Genomic DNA, 20000 nt, shown 5'->3' with positions numbered 1-20000 from the left:
TGTTGTTGATGAGGTACCAAGAACAGCACCAACTACAATCGCACTAGAATCTGCCAATAACGCTCTGCCCGCTCGCGGAAGCTTATTATCTTTCATAAGCCCAGCTTGACTCGCTACAGCAACCATCGTACCTGCTGTATCGAAGAAATCAACGAATAAGAAAGTTAAAATGACGACTAGCATCTTTACAGTAAAGATATCACCGATATTTTGGAAAGCTGCCCCAAACGTCGGGTCAAGACTAGGAACCGATGAAACCACTGCTTTAGGTGTATCAATTAATCCAAAAGCCATACCTGCTACAGCCGTTACAATCATACCGATAAATACAGCTGCATTTACTCGAAGCACCATTAATACAATAGTAATGACAATACCAAAAACCGCAAGTAATGTTGTTGGGTTCGTCAAATCACCCAGTCCAACGAATGTGGCATCATCTTTGACGATGATTCCCGCACCTTTCATACCAATAAAACTAATAAATAAACCAATACCTGCTCCAACAGCCATTTTTAATTCAATAGGAATAGAATTAATAATTTTTTCTCGCAGGCTTGTTAATGTTAAAAGAATAAAAATAACACCTGATATCATAACACCCGTTAAAGCCGTCTGCCATGGAATTCCCATCGTCAGAACAACTGTATAAGCAAAAAATGCGTTTAATCCCATACCTGGAGCTAATGAAATTGGATATCTACCAAGCACTCCCATAACAATTGATCCCAAAGCTGCCGCTAAAGCAGTAGCTGTAAATACAGCCCCTTGGTCCATTCTCATACTGTCAGGTAGATCCTTTACATCACTTAGTGATAGCACAGATGGATTAACAAATAAAATGTAAGCCATAGATAGAAAAGTTGTAAGGCCAGCTATAAACTCTTTTCGGTAGCTAGTACCCAGCTCTTCAAAACGAAAATACTTCTTCACGTTTTTTCCTCCCTTTATAGAAGCCGCATGCACTTAGGCAAGCCATAAAAAATGCCTCTACACTATGGCGCGTAAAGGCATAAAATCGACTAAAAGAGAAATGTATGAGCAAAAAACAAAAGATTTTTATACATACATGTATTACTTTCTCGTAGTCAAGCCATTTACGGTAGCTCGGTAGAAACTTTTGGGCCTTATCCCCAAGATTATACGACATTAAAGCTATATCTCGCTGTTTTATGTTACTATCCTACCATTAACTTTTTAAAAAAGTCAACAAAAAACGAACATTCTTATAAAAGAATGTTCGTTTGTTCGGTTTTCTTACATATTATTCCCATTCAATTGTTGCAGGTGGCTTACTTGTAATATCATACACTACGCGGTTAATATGCTTAACTTCGTTTACAATACGCGTTGAGATAACTTCAAGCACATCCCAAGGAATACGCGCCCAGTCAGAAGTCATACCATCAATCGATGTAACAGCACGAATACCAATTGTGTAATCATACGTACGAGCATCTCCCATTACACCTACACTGCGGATGTCAGGAAGAACCGTAAAGTATTGCCAGATATCGCGCTCTAAGTCTGCTTTTGCAATCTCTTCACGTAAAATAGCATCCGACTCACGTACAATTTCTAACTTCTCTTCCGTAATTGCACCAAGTACACGAATACCTAGACCTGGTCCTGGGAAAGGCTGACGCCAAACGATGTTATCAGGAATACCTAATTCAGAACCTAATGCACGTACTTCATCTTTGAATAGCGTGTTTAACGGTTCGATTAGTTTGAACTGCATATCTTCCGGTAATCCACCTACATTATGGTGAGATTTAATCGTTTGAGCTGTAGCTGTCCCACTCTCGATAATATCTGTGTATAGCGTACCTTGAGCTAGGAAATCAAACCCTTTTAATTTAGCAGCTTCGTCATCGAATACATAAATAAATTCATTACCGATGATTTTACGCTTTTGTTCAGGATCTGATACACCGCTTAATTTTTCTAAGAAGCGATCTTTTGCATCGATTTTAATTACGTTCATATTAAAGCCTTCGCTAAATGTTTCCATTACGCTTTCAGCTTCACCTTTACGTAATAAACCGTGATCTACGAACATACATGTTAACTGATCACCAATTGCTTTGTGAATTAATACAGCTACTACCGAAGAGTCTACTCCGCCGCTAAGTGCGCAAAGTACTTTTCTATCTCCAACTGTTTCACGGATTTTATCCATTTCAACTTCAATGAAGTTCTCAATTGACCAGTTTGCTTCAGCATGACATACTTCAAACACGAAGTTCTTTAAGATATGGTTACCGTGCACTGAATGGCGAACTTCTGGATGGAACTGCACTCCGTACATATTCTTTTCTTTGTTACTCATTGCGGCAATTGGACAAGATGGGCTAGTTGCGTCCACTTCAAAACCAGCTGGTGTTTCTACAACTAAATCACCGTGACTCATCCAAACAACTTGTTCTTTTGGCAACTCATGGTACATTAATGAATCGTTTTGTACGTTAATCGCTGCTTTACCATATTCACGATGGCTAGCACCTTCTACCTTCCCGCCAAAATGATGAGTCATTAATTGCATTCCATAACAAATACCTAAAACAGGAATACCTAATTCAAAAATGTTTTCATCGCAGTGAAATGCGTTTTCACCGTACACACTGTTTGGGCCTCCAGAGAAAATAATTCCCTTTGGATTTAATGCTTTAATCTCTTCTGCTGTAATTGTGTGCGGATGCAATTCACTATATACTCCGAACTCGCGAATGCGACGCGTAATCAGTTGGTTATATTGACTACCAAAATCTAATACAACAATCATGCCTTCCATCTTGTTCACCTCTCCGAATGTGTAAATAATCACTTGTTATTATGCCCTAAAATATAAAAAAAACTAGACTTCTCCCTCAAAAAACAAAGGCAGAAGTCTAGTTGAGCACGACGTTTATCGTCAAATAGACTGTTCTGCCTTCATAGTCAGATCGTTTAAGGTGACCCGGTAGAGACTCTCGAACCATATTATCGAGGATATATGAAGGTATACGAAACATTTATAGTAAGTTCGAGAATATTCTATCAATCCGCGAAACAATGGTCAAGAACTCGTTTTTTTGATTAAATTTTCCCACAATTCAATCGACTCTTTCCATTCTTTTATGGAATCTGCATTTCGATATAAAACCCGCTCGTATTTTTCCGTTAATTTTAGCATATTTACCGTATTTAATTTTTCGTCTACTTCTCCTGCAAAGTCGCGCAGCGTTTGATTTTCTTGCCGTTTTAGTCCATTTGCAGCGAGTCTTTTAAGTAAAAAAGCATACGCTGATTCAAAGGTTTCCACACTCTCTTTCTTTTTATAAAAAGAGATATAAAAAGGTAAAAACCATTTAAATCGATTGAGATATATTACTATTAACATAACTACAATCAGTCCGTAGAAAAGCACTTTCCATTTCATAGACAACTTAGCATTTTGAAGAGAAGCTGTTTTTTCTTTCTCTCTTTTTTCTTGTGCCGGAAGCTCTTTCTTCTTAGGCTGCTCCTTGACTTGCGTTTCTTGTTTCTCTTCTTCCCTTTGACTATTTTCACTAGAGTTGTTAGGTTGGCTATCTACAAAATCATAAGGATTAGAAAAACTTTTTGTTGGTTCAAAAGGTACCCAGCCCGCTCCTGGAAAATAGACTTCGACCCAAGAATGAGCATTATTTTGTGTAATTTCATAGGTTGTCCACTTACTACTTCCTGAAATAACGGTGGCATCACCTTCTGTATAGCCCTTTACCCACCGAGCAGGAATATCTAATGAACGAAGCAGCACGACCATAGAAGTAGAGAAGTTATCACAGTATCCTCTTTTTGTATCAAATAAAAATTGATCCACATAATCTTTATTCTTCGTAGGAATTGGAACGTTTTCAGTATCGTATATATATGGATTGGATCGGAAGTATTCTTCAACGGCTTTCGCTTTTTCATAGCGATTGTTTTTATTTTTTGTTATCGTACGAGCTAAATCCTTTACTCGTTTTGGCAAATTAGCAGGAAGCTGTGTATACCTTGCTATAAATTCATTATTATTCTCTAGACTCTCTGACTTTTTCTCCTCTGCTTGCTGAAGAAGCCCGGTATCAAACACAGGATATTTATACGTTAGCTCATACGATTGAACAGTAACAAGTTTGTCATTTTGATAAGGATATAATTTTTCATTTGTCGGTGTAACATCGGTTTGAATGCCATTTTTTAAGGTTAGAGACAGCAGTTGAGGAACATGCATAAGATGAACAGAAGGCTGCGAATAGGTAACTTCTGCTTTTCTTACTTCTCCTGCAACACTTGAATCATATTGAGGGAGTAAGTTTTCATTTCCTTTGAAAGGCACTTTTTCTTCCTCTTTAGACAGCTCCCAGCCCTTACCTGTATACACATCCTTCGTTTCAATACGCCAATAGTGCTCATCCTCTACTTTAGCTGTAAACACAACCGTATCATCATTGACAAAGGATCCCCCCAATTTAGAATCGTCCATATCATAGCCAATTCGTTGACCGCTTGCAGATTCTCCCTGTCCTTGATTTGTTGTGTGAGCTGCAATAAAAGGGACCGGATCTGGCCACTGCGGACCTGGTTTAGGGGCGAGATAAGCCAGCACAATGACAATGGCTAAAAAACTGCCTAGAAAAAGAAACGATCGTTTTCTATTTTCTAAACGCTCGGTGCTAGCACCTTTTATACGTTCAGGATTGATGCGAAGCATGGCTACTAATAAAAATCCGATAATCGTCACGCGAATAATAGCAGCTCCGGCATCGTAAGTAGAAAAGGTATCCAATACGGTAATATACAAAATGGTTAAGAAGAAAAAGAAGAAAATTCTTTTTTGATAAAAGATCCAGTATCGAATTAAATAAGCCATAATCCAAAGCAGGATAAAAAATAAAGTGCTCCTCATTTCAAAGGATAAATTCGCTATATTCCACTCCATGATACTTTGTACATCTGACTGAAGAATTTCCAAAAGTCTTGGAAGCCATTCTGAAGAAAAGAAGGCACCTTGGAAATAGAGACTGTGAAGTGAAAACAAAATAAACAACATGCTCCCTAACGTCATCACAATAAACGGCAATCGAAACGTTAAGCTCAAAAAACAGTAAGCGACAAACAGGATAAAGTATTGAATTTGATTCGTATCAGTGACTTCATTTAAAGGGAGAAGCCATTCCACTAATAAAAAGAAAGCTCCCGCGTATAATAAGACGTTTTTTACATACCAAGCTGATTTATTCACTTATTTCCGCCCTCACTTCCTTTAGTGATAGAGGAAGATCAATATGAACGACTTCAATCGTTAAAGCAGAAGATTGTATGCCATTGACAATAACTGTCTCTTCGTCACTAAGCCCCGCTCCTTCATTTTTAACGACAATGAGTGAAGCCTTAGCATGAGGGCTCAGCTTGGATTGAATCTGGCCAATAAGAGTCCCTGTAACCTGACTGACAATTACCATAAAAGAATGCTGCTTTTGAATAGCAATATTCTGAAATTCTGTTTCGAATGCTCGATTGCTAATAGGCTGTGCACGTGCTAAGTGATGCAACAGGTTATCAGCCTCCCTTTGTTCAGAGGTTTTCTGCGAAAAAAGGGCATCTCCAGCTAAAAGAAAATCGACTTTTTTACGCTTGGTTTCTTCATGAATGAGCATGGATGCCAGAAAGCTCATTCGCTCTTCAAAGTATAGAGGGCCCATAACATCTGCAATGATAATTATACTCCGTTCATGATAATGACCAAACTCTTTAGAAATCAACGTAGCTTTACGAGCGGTCGCCTTCCAATCGATAGATCCTAATCGGTCACCCGGCTGGTATTCTCTAATGCCTGTCACTAACGTAGTAGATTGATTCCCCGTCGAAACTTCATTTTTTCCTTCTTCTATTCCCGCTAAAAGAAACGGGATATCTATCTCATGGATTTGAGGATACACGACAAACCGCTGCTGCAGTAGAAAATATGCCTTCTTTTTTACGATGCCTAATAAATCACTAATTTCAATCGAAATCGTAAAAAATTCATATTCTCCTCTTTCTACAAACGATCTTTCATACGGAATAACAGCGTTTCGTTGAAAAAGCGGATAAATTGTTCTTTCTTCTTGATCTAAAAGGTTACTCTCCTCTTTCACGGCTGCCATATAAACAGGAAAAGCCGAGGAGCGTGTAATGTGAATGTTATACGAAAGATGATCTCCAGCGAATCGAGGCTGTAGCTTCACGTCACGAGCAACATTCCACTTCTTCAACGGATAGAGCAACACGGCTACCCCATATAATCCAAAAGGTAAGAAGCTATAAAATAAAAACCAGCTGACAAAGCCTCCTTGAAACATGGCGTAAGAAAACGTAGCGGTAAAGATGCAGAATAAAACGAACCAGTCTCTACCTTTGTTCCATATCACTTTTATATACTGTTTCATAAATTATCCTCTTACCTTTTAACAGGTACTTTCGTATCAGCCATAATTTGCTTCATCACATCACTCGCTGTTAAACCGCTGTACTGAGTATCAGGTCTTAGCGTTAAGCGATGTGCACACACATACGAAGCAAGCTCTTGAACATCATCAGGAAGACAGTAATCTCTTCCCTTTACTAACGCATATGCTTGAATAGCCTTCATAAAGGAAACCGTGCCACGAGGACTAATACCTAATGAAACATGTGGATGAGAGCGAGTTTTGCGAATAATTTCAATGATATAGTTCTTGATCGTATCATCTACATAAATACTGCTTACAGCTTTTTGAGCCTGTACTAATTCTGGAACGCTCATAACAGGTTTGACATCTTCAAGATTAACTTGAGTCGATACGCCATTTAAAATTTGAAGCTCCTCTTCTTGCGTAGGATACCCCATGCTTAGTTTGAATAAAAAACGATCCAGCTGCGCTTCCGGCAAATGATAGGTCCCATCAAAATCAACGGGATTTTGAGTAGCCATCACAAAAAAAGGCGCCGGAATTTCCCGGGTGATACCATCGGTTGTTACATGATGCTCAGCCATTGCTTCTAAAAGCGCCGATTGTGTTTTAGGAGAAGTCCTGTTAATCTCATCAGCGAGTACTATGTGGCTCATGATAGGACCTGGACGAAAATGAAATTCCATGTCTTTTGGACTGTAAATAGAAACACCTGTTACGTCGGACGGCAGCAAATCAGGCGTGAATTGAATTCGTTTAAATTCCGCATCAATTGATTTGGCCAGTGCCTTCACTAGCATCGTTTTTCCTACACCCGGTACATCTTCAAGCAAAATATGGCCCTCGGCAAGCAAAGCAACCAAACTCAACGTAGATACGTGACGTTTTCCAATCACAATTTGATCAATGTTTTCTAATACTTGGTTTAATTTATTATTAATATGATCGAGCTGAATCAACGAAGCTCCCCCTTAAAACTCAGTTAAGCCTTGAGTTTAGTAAGTTTTCCAATAAACATAGTACTATCTTAACAAATTTTAAAAAAATCTGAAAATATTAACGCACACAAAAAAGCGACCAAGTGAGTACTTGGTCGCTTTTTTAGGTAGGGCAGTGATTACATCATGCCGCCCATTCCACCCATGCCGCCCATGTCAGGCATTGCAGGAGCTCCGCCTTCTTCTGGCTTGTCAGCAACAACTGCTTCAGTTGTTAAGAACATAGCCGCTACAGAAGAAGCATTTTGAAGAGCTGAACGCGTTACTTTTGTTGGATCAACGATACCAGTGTCTAGCATATTTACCCACTCGCCAGTTGCAGCGTTGAATCCAGTTCCAACTGCTTCGCCTTTTAGACGCTCAACGATTACTGATCCTTCTAAACCAGCGTTATGAGCGATTTGACGTACAGGCTCTTCAATCGCACGCAATACGATGTTGATACCTGTAGCAGTGTCACCGTCAGCTTCGATGCTTGCTACTTTACTATAGATATTTACTAATGCAGTACCACCACCAGCTACGATACCTTCTTCAACCGCAGCACGCGTAGAGTTTAATGCATCTTCAATACGTAATTTACGTTCTTTTAACTCAGTTTCAGTTGCCGCACCAACTTTGATTACAGCTACGCCACCAGCAAGTTTTGCTAAGCGCTCTTGTAATTTTTCACGGTCAAACTCTGAAGTTGTTTCTTCAAGCTGAGCTTTGATTTGGTTTACGCGTGCTAGGATATCTTCTGCGTTTCCTGCACCGTTTACAACTGTTGTATTTTCTTTTGTTACAACAATTTTAGAAGCGCGACCTAATTGATCGATGCCTGCTGTTTTTAAGTCAAGACCAAGCTCTTCAGTAATTACTTCTCCGCCTGTTAGAATAGCAACGTCTTGTAGCATTGCTTTACGACGATCACCGAAACCAGGAGCTTTAACAGCTACAGCTGTAAATGTACCGCGAAGTTTGTTCACAACTAATGTTGCTAAAGCTTCGCCTTCTACGTCTTCAGCGATGATTAATAGCGGCTTGCCTTGTTGAACAACTTGCTCTAATACCGGTAAGATTTCTTGAATGTTACCGATTTTTTTGTCTGTGATTAAGATGTACGGGTCATCTAATACAGCTTCCATTTTATCTGAATCAGTTACCATGTAAGGAGATGCATATCCACGGTCAAACTGCATACCTTCTACCACTTCTAATTCAGTTGTGAAACCTTTTGATTCTTCAAGTGTGATAACGCCGTCGTTACCAACGCGCTCCATTGCTTCAGCAATTAATTGACCTACTTCTTCGTCAGCTGCTGAGATAGCCGCTACTTGAGCAATTGAATCTTTACCTTGAATTGGTTTAGAGATTGCTTTTAGTTCTTCAACCGCTACAGCTACTGCTTTTTCCATACCTTTACGGATACCCATTGGGTTAGCACCAGCCGTTACGTTTTTAAGACCTTCTCTGATCATTGCTTGCGCTAAAACTGTTGCAGTAGTTGTACCGTCACCAGCAACGTCGTTTGTTTTGCTAGCAACTTCGGCTACTAATTTAGCACCCATATTTTCAAATGCGTCTTCTAATTCGATTTCTTTTGCAATTGTTACACCGTCATTTGTAATAAGCGGTGAACCGAATTTCTTTTCCAATACAACGTTACGACCTTTTGGTCCAAGCGTTACTTTTACAGCATTTGCTAATGTATCTACACCACGTAGCATTGCGCGACGTGCTTCTTCGCTAAATTTAATGTCTTTTGCCATGTTCTTTGACCTCCTCAAGATGTTCTTAATAATCTATTTTTTACGTATGATAAGTTTGTGGTTAAAATTAGCCGATTACAGCTAAAATATCGCTTTCGCGTAAAATTAAGTATTCAGTACCTTCGTATTTTACTTCAGTACCCGCATATTTTGAGAAGATGATACGATCGCCCGCAGCTACTTCTAAAGCTACACGCTCACCGCTTTCTAATACTCGGCCTGTACCTACAGCAACAATTTTACCCTCTTGTGGCTTTTCTTTTGCACTGTCCGGTAACACGATACCGCTTGCTGTTTTTTCCTCAGATTTTACAAGTTCAATCACTACGCGATCACCTAATGGCTTTAACAAGTGAAACAACCTCCTCAAATAATATGTTTGCATTTTTATTAGCACTCAACCTCAACGAGTGCTAACACAATTATTATATTAAAACAAAGTGGGTTTTTTTTGCAAGTATTAAACAAAAAAAATTTAAAATTTACGACAACTACATATAATAGTCTTAGATTTCGACGATTTTGAGAAATAAAGCATTCTTTTCTCTGTTCAATAATATGTATGTTACAATACGAGCAAGAAGAAATTACTAACTTTACAGTACTTCTTCGACATATATACATAAAAACCTTTTAAAGGAGTATAGAAGATTGGAAAAACGTTATTGGTATGTTATCCTCACCTACATCCTTATGCAGTTTTCAGGAGTTGTTGGTATACCGCTGTTAAAATTAACAGGAATGTTTGATGACTATCCAGTTCGAACAGCGAATGTCATGCTTTTGACTTATTGGACTATCATTAGCTTTATCCTTGGTTTACTTATTGTCTTACTGCTGCTGCGCCGTGACATGTCCATGCGTATAGAACATGCTGGAAAAACGATTGCTGTTGTCTGGTCAGTCCTTGGGGTGTTTCTCGCTATGGCTGGTCAAGCTGTAGCAGGTATGATTGAGCACGCTCTTGGCATTACCCAAGTATCTGAAAACACACAAAATATTGTTAATCTTGTTAAAGCAACGCCGTTCCTTATTGTCGTTACGTCTGTTATTGGACCAATACTAGAAGAGATTATTTTCCGAAAGATTATTTTTGGTTCTCTTCACAAACGATACAATTTCTTTATCTCTGCATTTATTAGTTCCCTTATTTTCGCTGCGGTACACTGGGATTTTAAACATTTACTTGTGTATACAGCTATGGGATTTGTATTTGCATTCCTTTATGCAAGGACGAGACTAATTGTTGTACCTATTATTGCTCATGTTTTGATGAATACAATCGTTATTTTATCTCAAACTATTTTTGCAGATAAAATTATAGAAATGCAAAAACAAGCAGAACAAATGCAGTTCATTTTTGGAGGCATGTTTTTATGAAGAATATCCCTTTAACACGAGGGTTTATTTATATTATTATGGGGATTTTATTCACCTACTTGGCAATTCAAAATGCCCAGGAAACCGTCTGGAATTTCCCCACAATCTTATTTGCACTCGTAGCCGCATTCGATTTCAGGTTTGCGGTTCGCATCTTTATCTTGCACTACAAAATTAAAAAATTGCAGCAGCAATATAAAAATCAAGATGATTCATCCAAATAAAAAAACCACTGTTTCAGTGGTTTTTTTTACATACTAACATCTTCTCTTTCTTGCTCTGCCCTTGCCTTTAACACTTTGCGATACGAAATGCGGGAAATAATGATGCTGATTTCATACAAAATTAAGAGCGGCACTGTCACCATCATGTGCGAGAGCAATTCCGGTGGTGTAATAAGTGCGGCAATAACTAGCAGTACGAAATAGGCATATTTTCGAATTTGAGATAAAAACATAGGCGTTATAATTCCTAAACGCGTCAAAAACATAACGACGACAGGAAGCTGAAACAACAAGCCAAAAGGCAGTGTGAGCTGCATTAAAAAAGAAAAGTATTCATTAATGCCAATCACTTGGTTTACATTCAGCTCATCAGAAACGCGCGTCATAAAATCAACGACAAATGGAAACAACACAAAATAAGAAAAAGAGACACCGCCGATAAAGAGAAAAATGGAAACAGGAATATATCCAAGCGTTACCTTACGCTCTTTTTCATATAAACCAGGACTAATAAATGCCCAAAGTTGATACAGTGCAACAGGAGCTGCAAGTACACAGCCGATAATAACAGCAAATTGCATATAAATCTTAACTGGATCTGTTAACCGAAATGCATTCATCGTTAAATTCTTTGCCTCATCAGCATGCTGTAAATAGACAATAACCTTATCCGCTATAAAAAAGCCGCCAATTGTGGCAATCACAAAGAAAAATAAAACAATTAAAATGCGTTTTCGCAGCTCTCCTATATGATCATATATTGACATTTCTTGTTCGGTCATACTATGATCACCCTTTTACTCTTTGTCATCTACTTGACGCTGTTTATCTTTTTCACGATCTTCTGATGCACCGCTAGCGGCATGCTTAAACTCTCTAAGCGTTTGGCCCACTGATCTTCCTAGCTCCGGTAACCGTTTCGGTCCAAAAATAAGCAGTGCTACAATCGCAATAATAATCCAACTGCCTGCTCCAATCCCCATATTCCCACTCTCCTTATTAATTTAGACTTAAGGAAATCGTAACACAGTCCGCCTTATTCAACAGGATAATTTTTCAAAAAGTAGACGAGCGACTGTAATTCTACAGCAAGATCAATATGATGGAGTCGAATCTCATCCGGTACGTTTAAGCGTGCAGGAGTAAAGTTTAAAATCCCTTTAATTCCGCAACTCACTAAACGATCAGTAATTTGCTGAGCAACAGTGGCAGGAACGGTTAAAATCGCTACTGAGATGTCATCACTCATATAATCTTCCAATTGGTCAAGATGATAGACCGGCACGTCGCCTACTTTCGTACCTACTTTATCTTCTATCACATCAAAAGCGCACTCAATTTTGGTGTTATTATTTTTAATAAAATTATAATTTAAAAAGGCCGTTCCTAGATTCCCTACGCCAATCAGTGCTACTTTCGTTACTTCATCTTGGTCTAACGTTTTACGGAAAAATGTAAGTAAATAATTCACATTGTAGCCGTATCCCTTTTTTCCTAATGCACCAAAGTAAGAAAAGTCCCGACGAATAGTAGCAGAATCCACTTTCACTGCCTCACTTAACTCCGCTGACGACACACGCTGTTTACCAGAAGCATGCAAATTTTTCAAAAAACGATAATAAAGCGGCAATCGTTTAGCCGTTGCTTGTGGTATTTTTAATTGTTCAGTGTTCACGTTGTACCCCCTCAGTTCATGTATGTCATTACTAACATTTTCAAGTCATATTGCATTACCTTTCACAAAGCATCAACCGCTTTGAGGTAGCGCTTCCAATTCTCTCTCTTTTCTCTTGTTTTATATATACTCCGCTTCACACCTCGACGGCTTTTGTCTATTCAGCACTCCTTAAAGTCGGTATGTAGAACGAAGCAATTAGCCCTTCAAAGGATCGGTTTGTTAGTCATGACGGATTTTTTTACATCCATCATAGATAAGTTCAGAGATGCACTTATCTCTTATTTTAACATAGTATCCTGTATAAAATGTGCAGGTAAAATCATTTTATTTCATGAATCAAAACATTCGCTTCATCATTTGTCCTTGTCCCTCTACAAATTACAAACGCTTGTAGGAAGAACTTGTAGTTAAAAATATGTTAAAATACACTATGGATATACTACTAGAGGTGAAAAAATGATTATTCTACAATTGAACGGTATTACAAAATACTATGGGGCAGAACCCATTTTATCGAATATAAAGTTAGAAGTACAATCAAAAGACCGCATTGCCCTAGTGGGACGAAACGGTGCTGGTAAATCAACTTTATTAAAAATTATTGCTGAGCAGCTTTCCTATGACAGCGGAGAAATTATTAAACCTAAGGGTGTTTCCATTGATTATATGGGACAAGATACAGTTCTTGAGTCAACACTCTCCATATGGGAAGAAATGATGACTGTCTTTGCTCCATTAAAGAAGATGGAAAAAGAATTACGTACGCTTGAAACGAAGATGGGTGATCCAGACATTTTTAATGATTCAGTTCAATACGAAAAACTAACCAAAGAGTATGATCAGCTTCAAGTAACGTTTAAAGATTTAGGCGGCTATCAATATGAAGCGGATACACGATCTATTCTTCACGGTTTCCGTTTTTCAAACTTTGACTACAGCACCCCTATTTCCTCCTTAAGCGGTGGACAAAAAACGCGCCTGGCTCTTGCAAAACTGCTTTTAACAAAGCCTGATTTGCTTATTCTGGATGAGCCTACCAACCACTTAGATATTGAAACTTTAGCATGGCTGGAACAGTTTCTGCAAGGGTATGAAGGAGCTATTTTAATCGTTTCACATGATCGTTACTTCCTTGATAAAGTCGTAAATCAAGTGTATGAAGTCGTACAAAAAACAACGGTGAAGTACACGGGCAACTACTCTAAATACCTTGTACAAAAAGCAGAGCGATATGAAAAAGAGTTGCGTCAGTACGAAAAGCAGCAAGATGAAGTCGCAAAGCTGAATGATTTTATTCAGCGAAACATCGCCCGCGCATCGACTACAAAACGTGCGCAAAGCAGACGTAAACAGCTCGATCGAATGGAGTTAATAAATCGACCTAACGAAGGCGAAAAATCAGCTAGTTTTTCGTTTGAAATTGAACGTCAAAGCGGAAATGAAGTCTTAAATCTGGAAGATGTGTCTATCGGATATGATGAACACAACTATGTCGTCCAAGAGGCAAACCTTCGCATTAAAAAAGGGGAAAGCCTTGCGTTGGTTGGTCCTAATGGCGTGGGGAAATCAACTTTATTAAAAGGCATTGTGGATAAACTCAGCTTCAAGACTGGGACCATTTCCTTTGGCTCAAATGTAATGGTTGGTTATTACGACCAAGAGCAAGCCAATTTAACGTCTAATAAAACCGTTTTAAATGAACTTTGGGATGACTACCCAGCCAAACCTGAAAAAGAAATCCGTACAGCGCTTGGAAATTTTCTGTTTTCAGGTGATGATGTACTGAAAATCGTTTCCACGCTCAGCGGTGGTGAAAAAGCACGTTTGGCTCTTGCGAAGCTTATGCTTCAAAAAGCTAACTTCTTAATTTTGGATGAACCTACTAACCATCTTGATTTAGATAGCAAACAAGTACTCGAGAATGCGTTAATTGATTACCCAGGGACTCTATTATTTGTTTCACATGACCGTTATTTTATTAATCGTATTGCCAATAAAATAGCAGAGCTATCTCCTGAAGGAGTAGAAGAATTTCTTGGAGATTATGACTATTATGTAGAAAAGAAAGCAGAAATAGAGGAAATCAAAGAATTAGAAAATATAAAAGCAAACGAAGAACGTACGGTAAAAGTAGATAAACAGTCCTATAAACAAGATAAAGAACAAAAGAAATTGATGAGACAGCGAACGCGCCGCATTGAAGAAATTGAAACTGAAGTAAACAAATTAGAAGCCGCCCAAGCGGCGAATGAAGAACTTCTTTGTGACCCTGAAATTTATCAAAATCACGAAGAAGTATCAAGATTAAACGGTGAAAATGAAAAAATTTCTTCACAGTTATCCACATTAATGGAAGAGTGGGAAGAATTACAGCTGCTTCTAGAAGAGTAGCCTATATTTTTGCGTATCTATTCATCCTATTTACTTGTTCATGCGCTTAAGAGCAAGCTTTATCCACTCTGTGAATAAATAGTGGATATCTGTCTGATTTTCATAATTAAAACTTTTTGATAACAGGTCCGTGTACTGAGTGCACGGACTTTTCCACATAATTATCCACAGTCAATTCTAAATTTATTGAATATTGTTGATAAATCATTTTTATCCACAAAAAAAGACGAATGAGAAATAAATCTCATTCGTCACTTACTCTTCCAAGTCCAAACCGGGGTTTGCATTTAATGACATATCTGAACGTTTTCCTTGAGCAAATCTTACGCTTGCTGCTGCTCCAATCATTGCAGCATTATCCGTACATAGAGATAGCGGCGGGATAATAAGCTCAATATTTGATAGGGATTCAAATGCCTCTTCTAGCGCTGCTCTAAGCCCTTTATTAGCAGCAACTCCTCCTGCCAATAAAACTTGCTTAACGTTATATTCCTTCGCAGCTTTAACTGTTTTAGTTACTAACACATCAATGACACTCGCTTGAAAGCTAGCAGCAAGTGTTTGTGGAAGAATCTCTTCACCTTTTTGCTTCGCGTTGTGGACAGTGTTAATAACTGCTGATTTTAACCCACTGAAACTAAAATCATAGGATCCTTCTTCTAGCCAAGCACGCGGCAAATCAATTAACGGCTCTCCTTCATGTGCAAGGCGGTCAATATGAGGTCCGCCTGGATATGGAAGGTTTAACGTGCGAGCCACTTTATCGTAGGCTTCTCCTGCTGCATCATCTCTTGTTTCGCCAATTACTTTAAACTGACCGTGACTTTCCATGTATACAAGCTCCGTATGCCCTCCAGATACAACTAGCGATAAGAGCGGGAATTCTAGTTTTTTGATTAGCTGATTTGCGTAAATATGTCCTGCAATATGATGAACACCAATTAATGGCTTTTGATGTGCAAATGCTAGCGCTTTGGCTGCATTTACGCCAATAAGAAGTGCTCCCACAAGCCCTGGTCCTTCCGTTACAGCTATTGCATCTATATCTGCAAACGTCAAGTTCGCTTGATTTAAAGTTTCTTCAACTACTACTGTAATTTGTTCTACATGATGACGAGATGCAATTTCCGGTACGACACCGCCAAATCGTTTATGGCTTTCTATTTGAGAGGCCACCACATTGGCTACAATTTCATGACCGTTTCGAATCACAGCTGCTGCTGTCTCATCACAGCTTGTTTCTAATGCTAAAATTAATTGATTTTCATTCATAAATTCACCCACATAACTAATGCATCCTCATTGTTATCAGAATAATAATTCTTACGAATACCTCCAGGTTTAAAACCTAGCTTTTGATACAATGATTGTGCAATATGATTAGATACCCTAACTTCTAATGTCATTGACGTAGCACCTAGTTTTCGAAGAACGTCCATCACGTTGCGCAGCAGCAATTCACCCAGTCCCTTGCCTCGGTAGTCTGGCAATAGCGCAATGTTGGTTACATGTGCTTCGTCAATAACAATCCACGTTCCGCAATAACCAATAATATTTTCCCCTTCTTCCATCACAATGTAAGTTGAAAATTGATTATTGGTTAACTCATTTTGAAATGCTTCTGCACTCCAAGGTGTCGTAAAAGACTTCTCTTCGATTTTCACTACTTGATCAATATCTTTAACTTCCATTAAACGAAACTTAATTGTTAGTTTCATGTTATACCTTCTTTTATCCTTTTTGCTGTGAAGCAAGCCAGTTGGCTTCTGCTTCAGCTAAACGAATGTAGTTCGGAACAAAAGTATGCACAGACTGCGGCTCTTTCTTCATTCCTAAGAAAGCCAATTCACTTGGTCTTGGGTTAAACTGCTGAACATGGGCAAATACAGCTTGTTCACTCAACACTTCTTTTAACGCCTCTTCATGCATGGAAAGATCATTGCCTATGAATAAAATAGGTTTGTTGTATGACTTTAAATGTTCCGCCCAGTCCTTATTAATAACAAGTCGATCACTTTCAACTTCTACAAGACCTCGTTCGTTATTCCATTCATATAGTCCTGTATAAAGCTGCTGACGGCGCGCATCAAATAACGGAGCAATATATCCATCAAAATAACGACCGTTTGCTGCTAGTGCCTCAAGGCTAGATACACCTATTAAAGGAATATTTAAAGTCCAAGCAAGTGTCTTGGCAATGGTAACACCAATGCGTACACCGGTATAGGACCCGGGACCGTGTGCCACTACAATACGGTCTAGCTCGCTTGGCGCAATATCACAATCTTTTAACAAAGATTCCACAGCGTTCATCACGCGAACAGAGTGATTCTTTTTTAGATTCGTAATAATTTCTCCAATTACTTTGTTTTCTTCAACGACAGCAACACCCATGACAAAATTGGATGTATCAATGGCTAACATTTTCATCTTTTAAAAAGCTCCTTACATATTTCAACGTACCGACTGCCTATCGCTTTTACAAGGATTTTACGAGTCGTTTCGTTTTCATGGTAAATATTGATTTGAATATATTCATTAGGAAGCTGCTCTTCAATCAGGTGAGCCCACTCCACGACCGTCACGCCATCTCCTTCAAAATACTCATCGAACCCTAGGTCTTCAAATTCATCCCCTAGACGGTACACATCCATATGGTAAAGAGGAAGGCGACCGCTTTTGTATTCTTTAATGATAGTAAATGTCGGGCTATTCACATTGCGTTCAATTCCTAAGCCTTTAGCTAAACTTTTTGTGAATGTTGTCTTTCCAGCTCCCAAATCGCCTTCAAGCAGCAGCACGTCACCAGCTTCTAATAAAGTTGCTAGACGAGCAGCCAGCTGATTAGTTTCATCAGGAGACGTAGACATAAACGTAAATTCATTAATCTCTGTCATTCATTCAGAACCTCATTTCAATCTGTATATATATATTGTAAACGTTGTGGACTATACATATCCAGTAAGAAATCCAACAATCTTTAACATCGCAATTCTACAAAGAAATTTCTTTGTATATAAAAAATTCCTTAGGATTGCTCCTAAGGACGGTAAAGTTTTATATAAAAATGGTTCAAACAATAAAAAAGACGAAACACATTGTTTCGTTTCTAAAACATGGCGGTCCCGACGGGAATCGAACCCGCGATCTCCTGCGTGACAGGCAGGCATGTTAACCGCTACACCACGGGACCATGTTGGTTGCGGGGACAGGATTTGAACCTGCGACCTTCGGGTTATGAGCCCGACGAGCTACCGAACTGCTCCACCCCGCGATGATAAAAAAGCAAAATAAAAATGCCTAGCGATGTCCTACTCTCACAGGGACAAAGTCCCAACTACCATCGGCGCTAAAGAGCTTAACTTCCGTGTTCGGTATGGGAACGGGTGTGACCTCTTTGCCATTATCACTAGACATTTATATGAGATTATTCTCTCAAAACTAGGTAACAGATTGCTGAGTAAAGCTTACGCTTTTAAAGTTTGGTTAAGTCCTCGATCGATTAGTATCAGTCAGCTACACATGTCGCCACGCTTCCACCTCTGACCTATCAACCTGATCATCTTTCAGGGATCTTACTAGCTTGCGCTATGGGAAATCTCATCTTGAGGGGGGCTTCATGCTTAGATGCTTTCAGCACTTATCCCGTCCACACATAGCTACCCAGCGATGCCTTTGGCAAGACAACTGGTACACCAGCGGTGTGTCCATCCCGGTCCTCTCGTACTAAGGACAGCTCCTCTCAAATTTCCTACGCCCACGACGGATAGGGACCGAACTGTCTCACGACGTTCTGAACCCAGCTCGCGTACCGCTTTAATGGGCGAACAGCCCAACCCTTGGGACCGACTACAGCCCCAGGATGCGATGAGCCGACATCGAGGTGCCAAACCTCCCCGTCGATGTGGACTCTTGGGGGAGATAAGCCTGTTATCCCCGGGGTAGCTTTTATCCGTTGAGCGATGGCCCTTCCATGCGGAACCACCGGATCACTAAGCCCGACTTTCGTCCCTGCTCGACTTGTAGGTCTCGCAGTCAAGCTCCCTTGTGCCTTTACACTCTACGAATGATTTCCAACCATTCTGAGGGAACCTTTGGGCGCCTCCGTTACATTTTAGGAGGCGACCGCCCCAGTCAAACTGCCCACCTGACACTGTCTCCCGGCCCGATCAGGGCCGCGGGTTAGAATTTCAATACAGCCAGGGTAGTATCCCACCGACGCCTCCACCGAAGCTAGCGCTCCGGCTTCTCAGGCTCCTACCTATCCTGTACAAGCTGTACCAAAATTCAATATCAGGCTACAGTAAAGCTCCACGGGGTCTTTCCGTCCTGTCGCGGGTAACCTGCATCTTCACAGGTACTATAATTTCACCGAGTCTCTCGTTGAGACAGTGCCCAGATCGTTACGCCTTTCGTGCGGGTCGGAACTTACCCGACAAGGAATTTCGCTACCTTAGGACCGTTATAGTTACGGCCGCCGTTTACTGGGGCTTCGATTCAGAGCTTCTCCCAAAGGATAACCCCTCCTCTTAACCTTCCAGCACCGGGCAGGCGTCAGCCCCTATACTTCGCCTTGCGGCTTCGCAGAGACCTGTGTTTTTGCTAAACAGTCGCCTGGGCCTATTCACTGCGGCTCTCTCGGGCTATACACCCTACCAGAGCACCCCTTCTCCCGAAGTTACGGGGTCATTTTGCCGAGTTCCTTAACGAGAGTTCTCTCGATCACCTTAGGATTCTCTCCTCGCCTACCTGTGTCGGTTTGCGGTACGGGCACCTCCCGCCTCGCTAGAGGCTTTTCTTGGCAGTGTGGAATCAGGAACTTCGGTACTATAATTCCCTCGTCATCACAGCTCAGCCTTTATGATGAGCGGATTTGCCTACTCATCAGCCTAACTGCTTGAACGCGCATATCCAGCAGCGCGCTTACCCTATCCTACTGCGTCCCCCCATTACTCAAACGGCGGGGAGGTGGTACAGGAATATCAACCTGTTGGCCATCGCCTACGCTTTTCAGCCTCGGCTTAGGTCCCGACTAACCCTGAGCGGACGAGCCTTCCTCAGGAAACCTTAGGCATTCGGTGGACAAGATTCTCACTTGTCTTTCGCTACTCATACCGGCATTCTCACTTCTAAGCGCT

17 protein-coding genes, 2 tRNA genes, 2 rRNA genes and 2 riboswitches (2 of these 23 only partly in view) are annotated in these 20000 nt (G+C 40.1%); of the genes, 3 read left to right on the top strand and 18 right to left on the bottom strand.

Features of this window, described 5'->3' with window-relative positions:
* The 7 genes from NST66_RS27085 to groES all read right to left on the bottom strand — a co-directional run.
* Positions 1 to 933, bottom strand: the 5' portion of a protein-coding gene (locus tag NST66_RS27085) for an NCS2 family permease (RefSeq protein ID WP_013055032.1). Its footprint begins 393 nt before the window's first position; 933 of the gene's 1326 nt are visible here — the first part of the coding sequence; its start codon is at positions 931 to 933; the stop codon falls past the left edge of the window.
* A gap of 132 nt (positions 934 to 1065) precedes the next feature.
* Positions 1066 to 1167: riboswitch (purine riboswitch) on the bottom strand.
* A 97-nt stretch (positions 1168 to 1264) separates the two neighbouring features.
* Positions 1265 to 2794, bottom strand: coding sequence for a glutamine-hydrolyzing GMP synthase (gene guaA, locus NST66_RS27080; protein WP_028412703.1), 1530 nt, complete (start codon positions 2792 to 2794; stop codon positions 1265 to 1267).
* Between the two features lie 123 nt (positions 2795 to 2917).
* Positions 2918 to 3019: riboswitch (purine riboswitch) on the bottom strand.
* A gap of 39 nt (positions 3020 to 3058) precedes the next feature.
* Positions 3059 to 5251, bottom strand: a complete 2193-nt coding sequence (locus NST66_RS27075; RefSeq protein WP_033580899.1) for a transglutaminase TgpA family protein — start codon at positions 5249 to 5251, stop codon at positions 3059 to 3061.
* Positions 5244 to 6437, bottom strand: a complete 1194-nt coding sequence (locus tag NST66_RS27070) for a DUF58 domain-containing protein (protein WP_251441115.1) — start codon at positions 6435 to 6437, stop codon at positions 5244 to 5246. The genes NST66_RS27075 and NST66_RS27070 overlap by 8 nt, the downstream gene beginning before the upstream one ends.
* An 11-nt stretch (positions 6438 to 6448) precedes the next feature.
* The gene (locus tag NST66_RS27065) at positions 6449 to 7399 is read right to left on the bottom strand and encodes an AAA family ATPase (RefSeq protein ID WP_033580898.1); all 951 of its coding nucleotides are present in this window, start codon (positions 7397 to 7399) and stop codon (positions 6449 to 6451) included.
* A gap of 158 nt (positions 7400 to 7557) precedes the next feature.
* On the bottom strand, positions 7558 to 9189 hold the full coding sequence (gene groL, locus NST66_RS27060) for a chaperonin GroEL (RefSeq protein ID WP_251441113.1): 1632 nt from the start codon (positions 9187 to 9189) through the stop codon (positions 7558 to 7560).
* 67 nt (positions 9190 to 9256) lie between these two features.
* Complete coding sequence (gene groES / locus NST66_RS27055; RefSeq protein WP_013055026.1) at positions 9257 to 9541, bottom strand: co-chaperone GroES; 285 nt, start codon at positions 9539 to 9541, stop codon at positions 9257 to 9259.
* 299 nt (positions 9542 to 9840) lie between these two features.
* Here groES and NST66_RS27050 point away from each other — a divergent pair, with 299 nt between their 5' ends.
* The gene (locus NST66_RS27050; protein ID WP_028412699.1) at positions 9841 to 10569 is read left to right on the top strand and encodes a CPBP family intramembrane glutamic endopeptidase; all 729 of its coding nucleotides are present in this window, start codon (positions 9841 to 9843) and stop codon (positions 10567 to 10569) included.
* Entirely contained in the window at positions 10566 to 10793 is a 228-nt protein-coding gene (locus NST66_RS27045) for a YdiK family protein (RefSeq protein ID WP_013055024.1), read from the top strand. Before NST66_RS27050 ends, NST66_RS27045 begins: the two co-directional genes overlap by 4 nt.
* Positions 10794 to 10819: 26 nt before the next feature.
* Here NST66_RS27045 and tatC read toward each other — a convergent pair whose 3' ends face one another.
* From tatC to NST66_RS27030, 3 genes are read right to left on the bottom strand one after another with little or no spacing between them, the layout of a single operon-like run.
* A complete protein-coding gene (gene tatC / locus NST66_RS27040; protein ID WP_013055023.1) occupies positions 10820 to 11575 on the bottom strand; it encodes a twin-arginine translocase subunit TatC in 756 nt (251 codons plus the stop codon).
* Between the two features lie 15 nt (positions 11576 to 11590).
* Complete coding sequence (tatA, locus tag NST66_RS27035; protein WP_013055022.1) at positions 11591 to 11776, bottom strand: twin-arginine translocase TatA/TatE family subunit; 186 nt, start codon at positions 11774 to 11776, stop codon at positions 11591 to 11593.
* A gap of 53 nt (positions 11777 to 11829) precedes the next feature.
* Positions 11830 to 12468, bottom strand: coding sequence for a redox-sensing transcriptional repressor Rex (locus NST66_RS27030; RefSeq protein ID WP_028410376.1), 639 nt, complete (start codon positions 12466 to 12468; stop codon positions 11830 to 11832).
* A 459-nt stretch (positions 12469 to 12927) separates the two neighbouring features.
* Here NST66_RS27030 and NST66_RS27025 point away from each other — a divergent pair, with 459 nt between their 5' ends.
* Positions 12928 to 14862 (top strand): ABC-F family ATP-binding cassette domain-containing protein, encoded by a 1935-nt coding sequence (locus tag NST66_RS27025; protein WP_033580896.1) that lies wholly within the window; start codon positions 12928 to 12930, stop codon positions 14860 to 14862.
* Between the two features lie 255 nt (positions 14863 to 15117).
* Here NST66_RS27025 and tsaD read toward each other — a convergent pair whose 3' ends face one another.
* The 8 genes from tsaD to NST66_RS26985 form a co-directional block, all read right to left on the bottom strand.
* Positions 15118 to 16134, bottom strand: coding sequence for a tRNA (adenosine(37)-N6)-threonylcarbamoyltransferase complex transferase subunit TsaD (tsaD, locus tag NST66_RS27020; RefSeq protein ID WP_251441122.1), 1017 nt, complete (start codon positions 16132 to 16134; stop codon positions 15118 to 15120).
* Entirely contained in the window at positions 16131 to 16580 is a 450-nt protein-coding gene (gene rimI, locus NST66_RS27015) for a ribosomal protein S18-alanine N-acetyltransferase (RefSeq protein WP_028412696.1), read from the bottom strand. The genes tsaD and rimI overlap by 4 nt, the downstream gene beginning before the upstream one ends.
* A 13-nt stretch (positions 16581 to 16593) precedes the next feature.
* On the bottom strand, positions 16594 to 17292 hold the full coding sequence (tsaB, locus tag NST66_RS27010) for a tRNA (adenosine(37)-N6)-threonylcarbamoyltransferase complex dimerization subunit type 1 TsaB (RefSeq protein WP_028412695.1): 699 nt from the start codon (positions 17290 to 17292) through the stop codon (positions 16594 to 16596).
* Positions 17289 to 17759 (bottom strand): tRNA (adenosine(37)-N6)-threonylcarbamoyltransferase complex ATPase subunit type 1 TsaE, encoded by a 471-nt coding sequence (gene tsaE / locus NST66_RS27005; RefSeq protein WP_013081426.1) that lies wholly within the window; start codon positions 17757 to 17759, stop codon positions 17289 to 17291. The genes tsaB and tsaE overlap by 4 nt, the downstream gene beginning before the upstream one ends.
* 220 nt (positions 17760 to 17979) lie before the next feature.
* Positions 17980 to 18055 (bottom strand) — tRNA-Asp (locus tag NST66_RS27000).
* A gap of 4 nt (positions 18056 to 18059) precedes the next feature.
* Positions 18060 to 18136, bottom strand: a tRNA-Met gene (locus NST66_RS26995).
* Positions 18137 to 18160: 24 nt separating this feature from the next.
* Positions 18161 to 18276: ribosomal RNA gene (gene rrf / locus NST66_RS26990) — 5S ribosomal RNA — on the bottom strand.
* A 68-nt stretch (positions 18277 to 18344) separates the two neighbouring features.
* Positions 18345 to 20000 (bottom strand): 23S ribosomal RNA (locus NST66_RS26985); it runs 1280 nt beyond the window's last position.

It is taken from the genome of Priestia sp. FSL W8-0524, from assembly GCF_038005965.1.
GTDB classification, from domain to species: Bacteria; Bacillota; Bacilli; order Bacillales; family Bacillaceae_H; genus Priestia; species Priestia zanthoxyli.
This window is presented reverse-complemented; position numbering and strand designations above follow the sequence as displayed.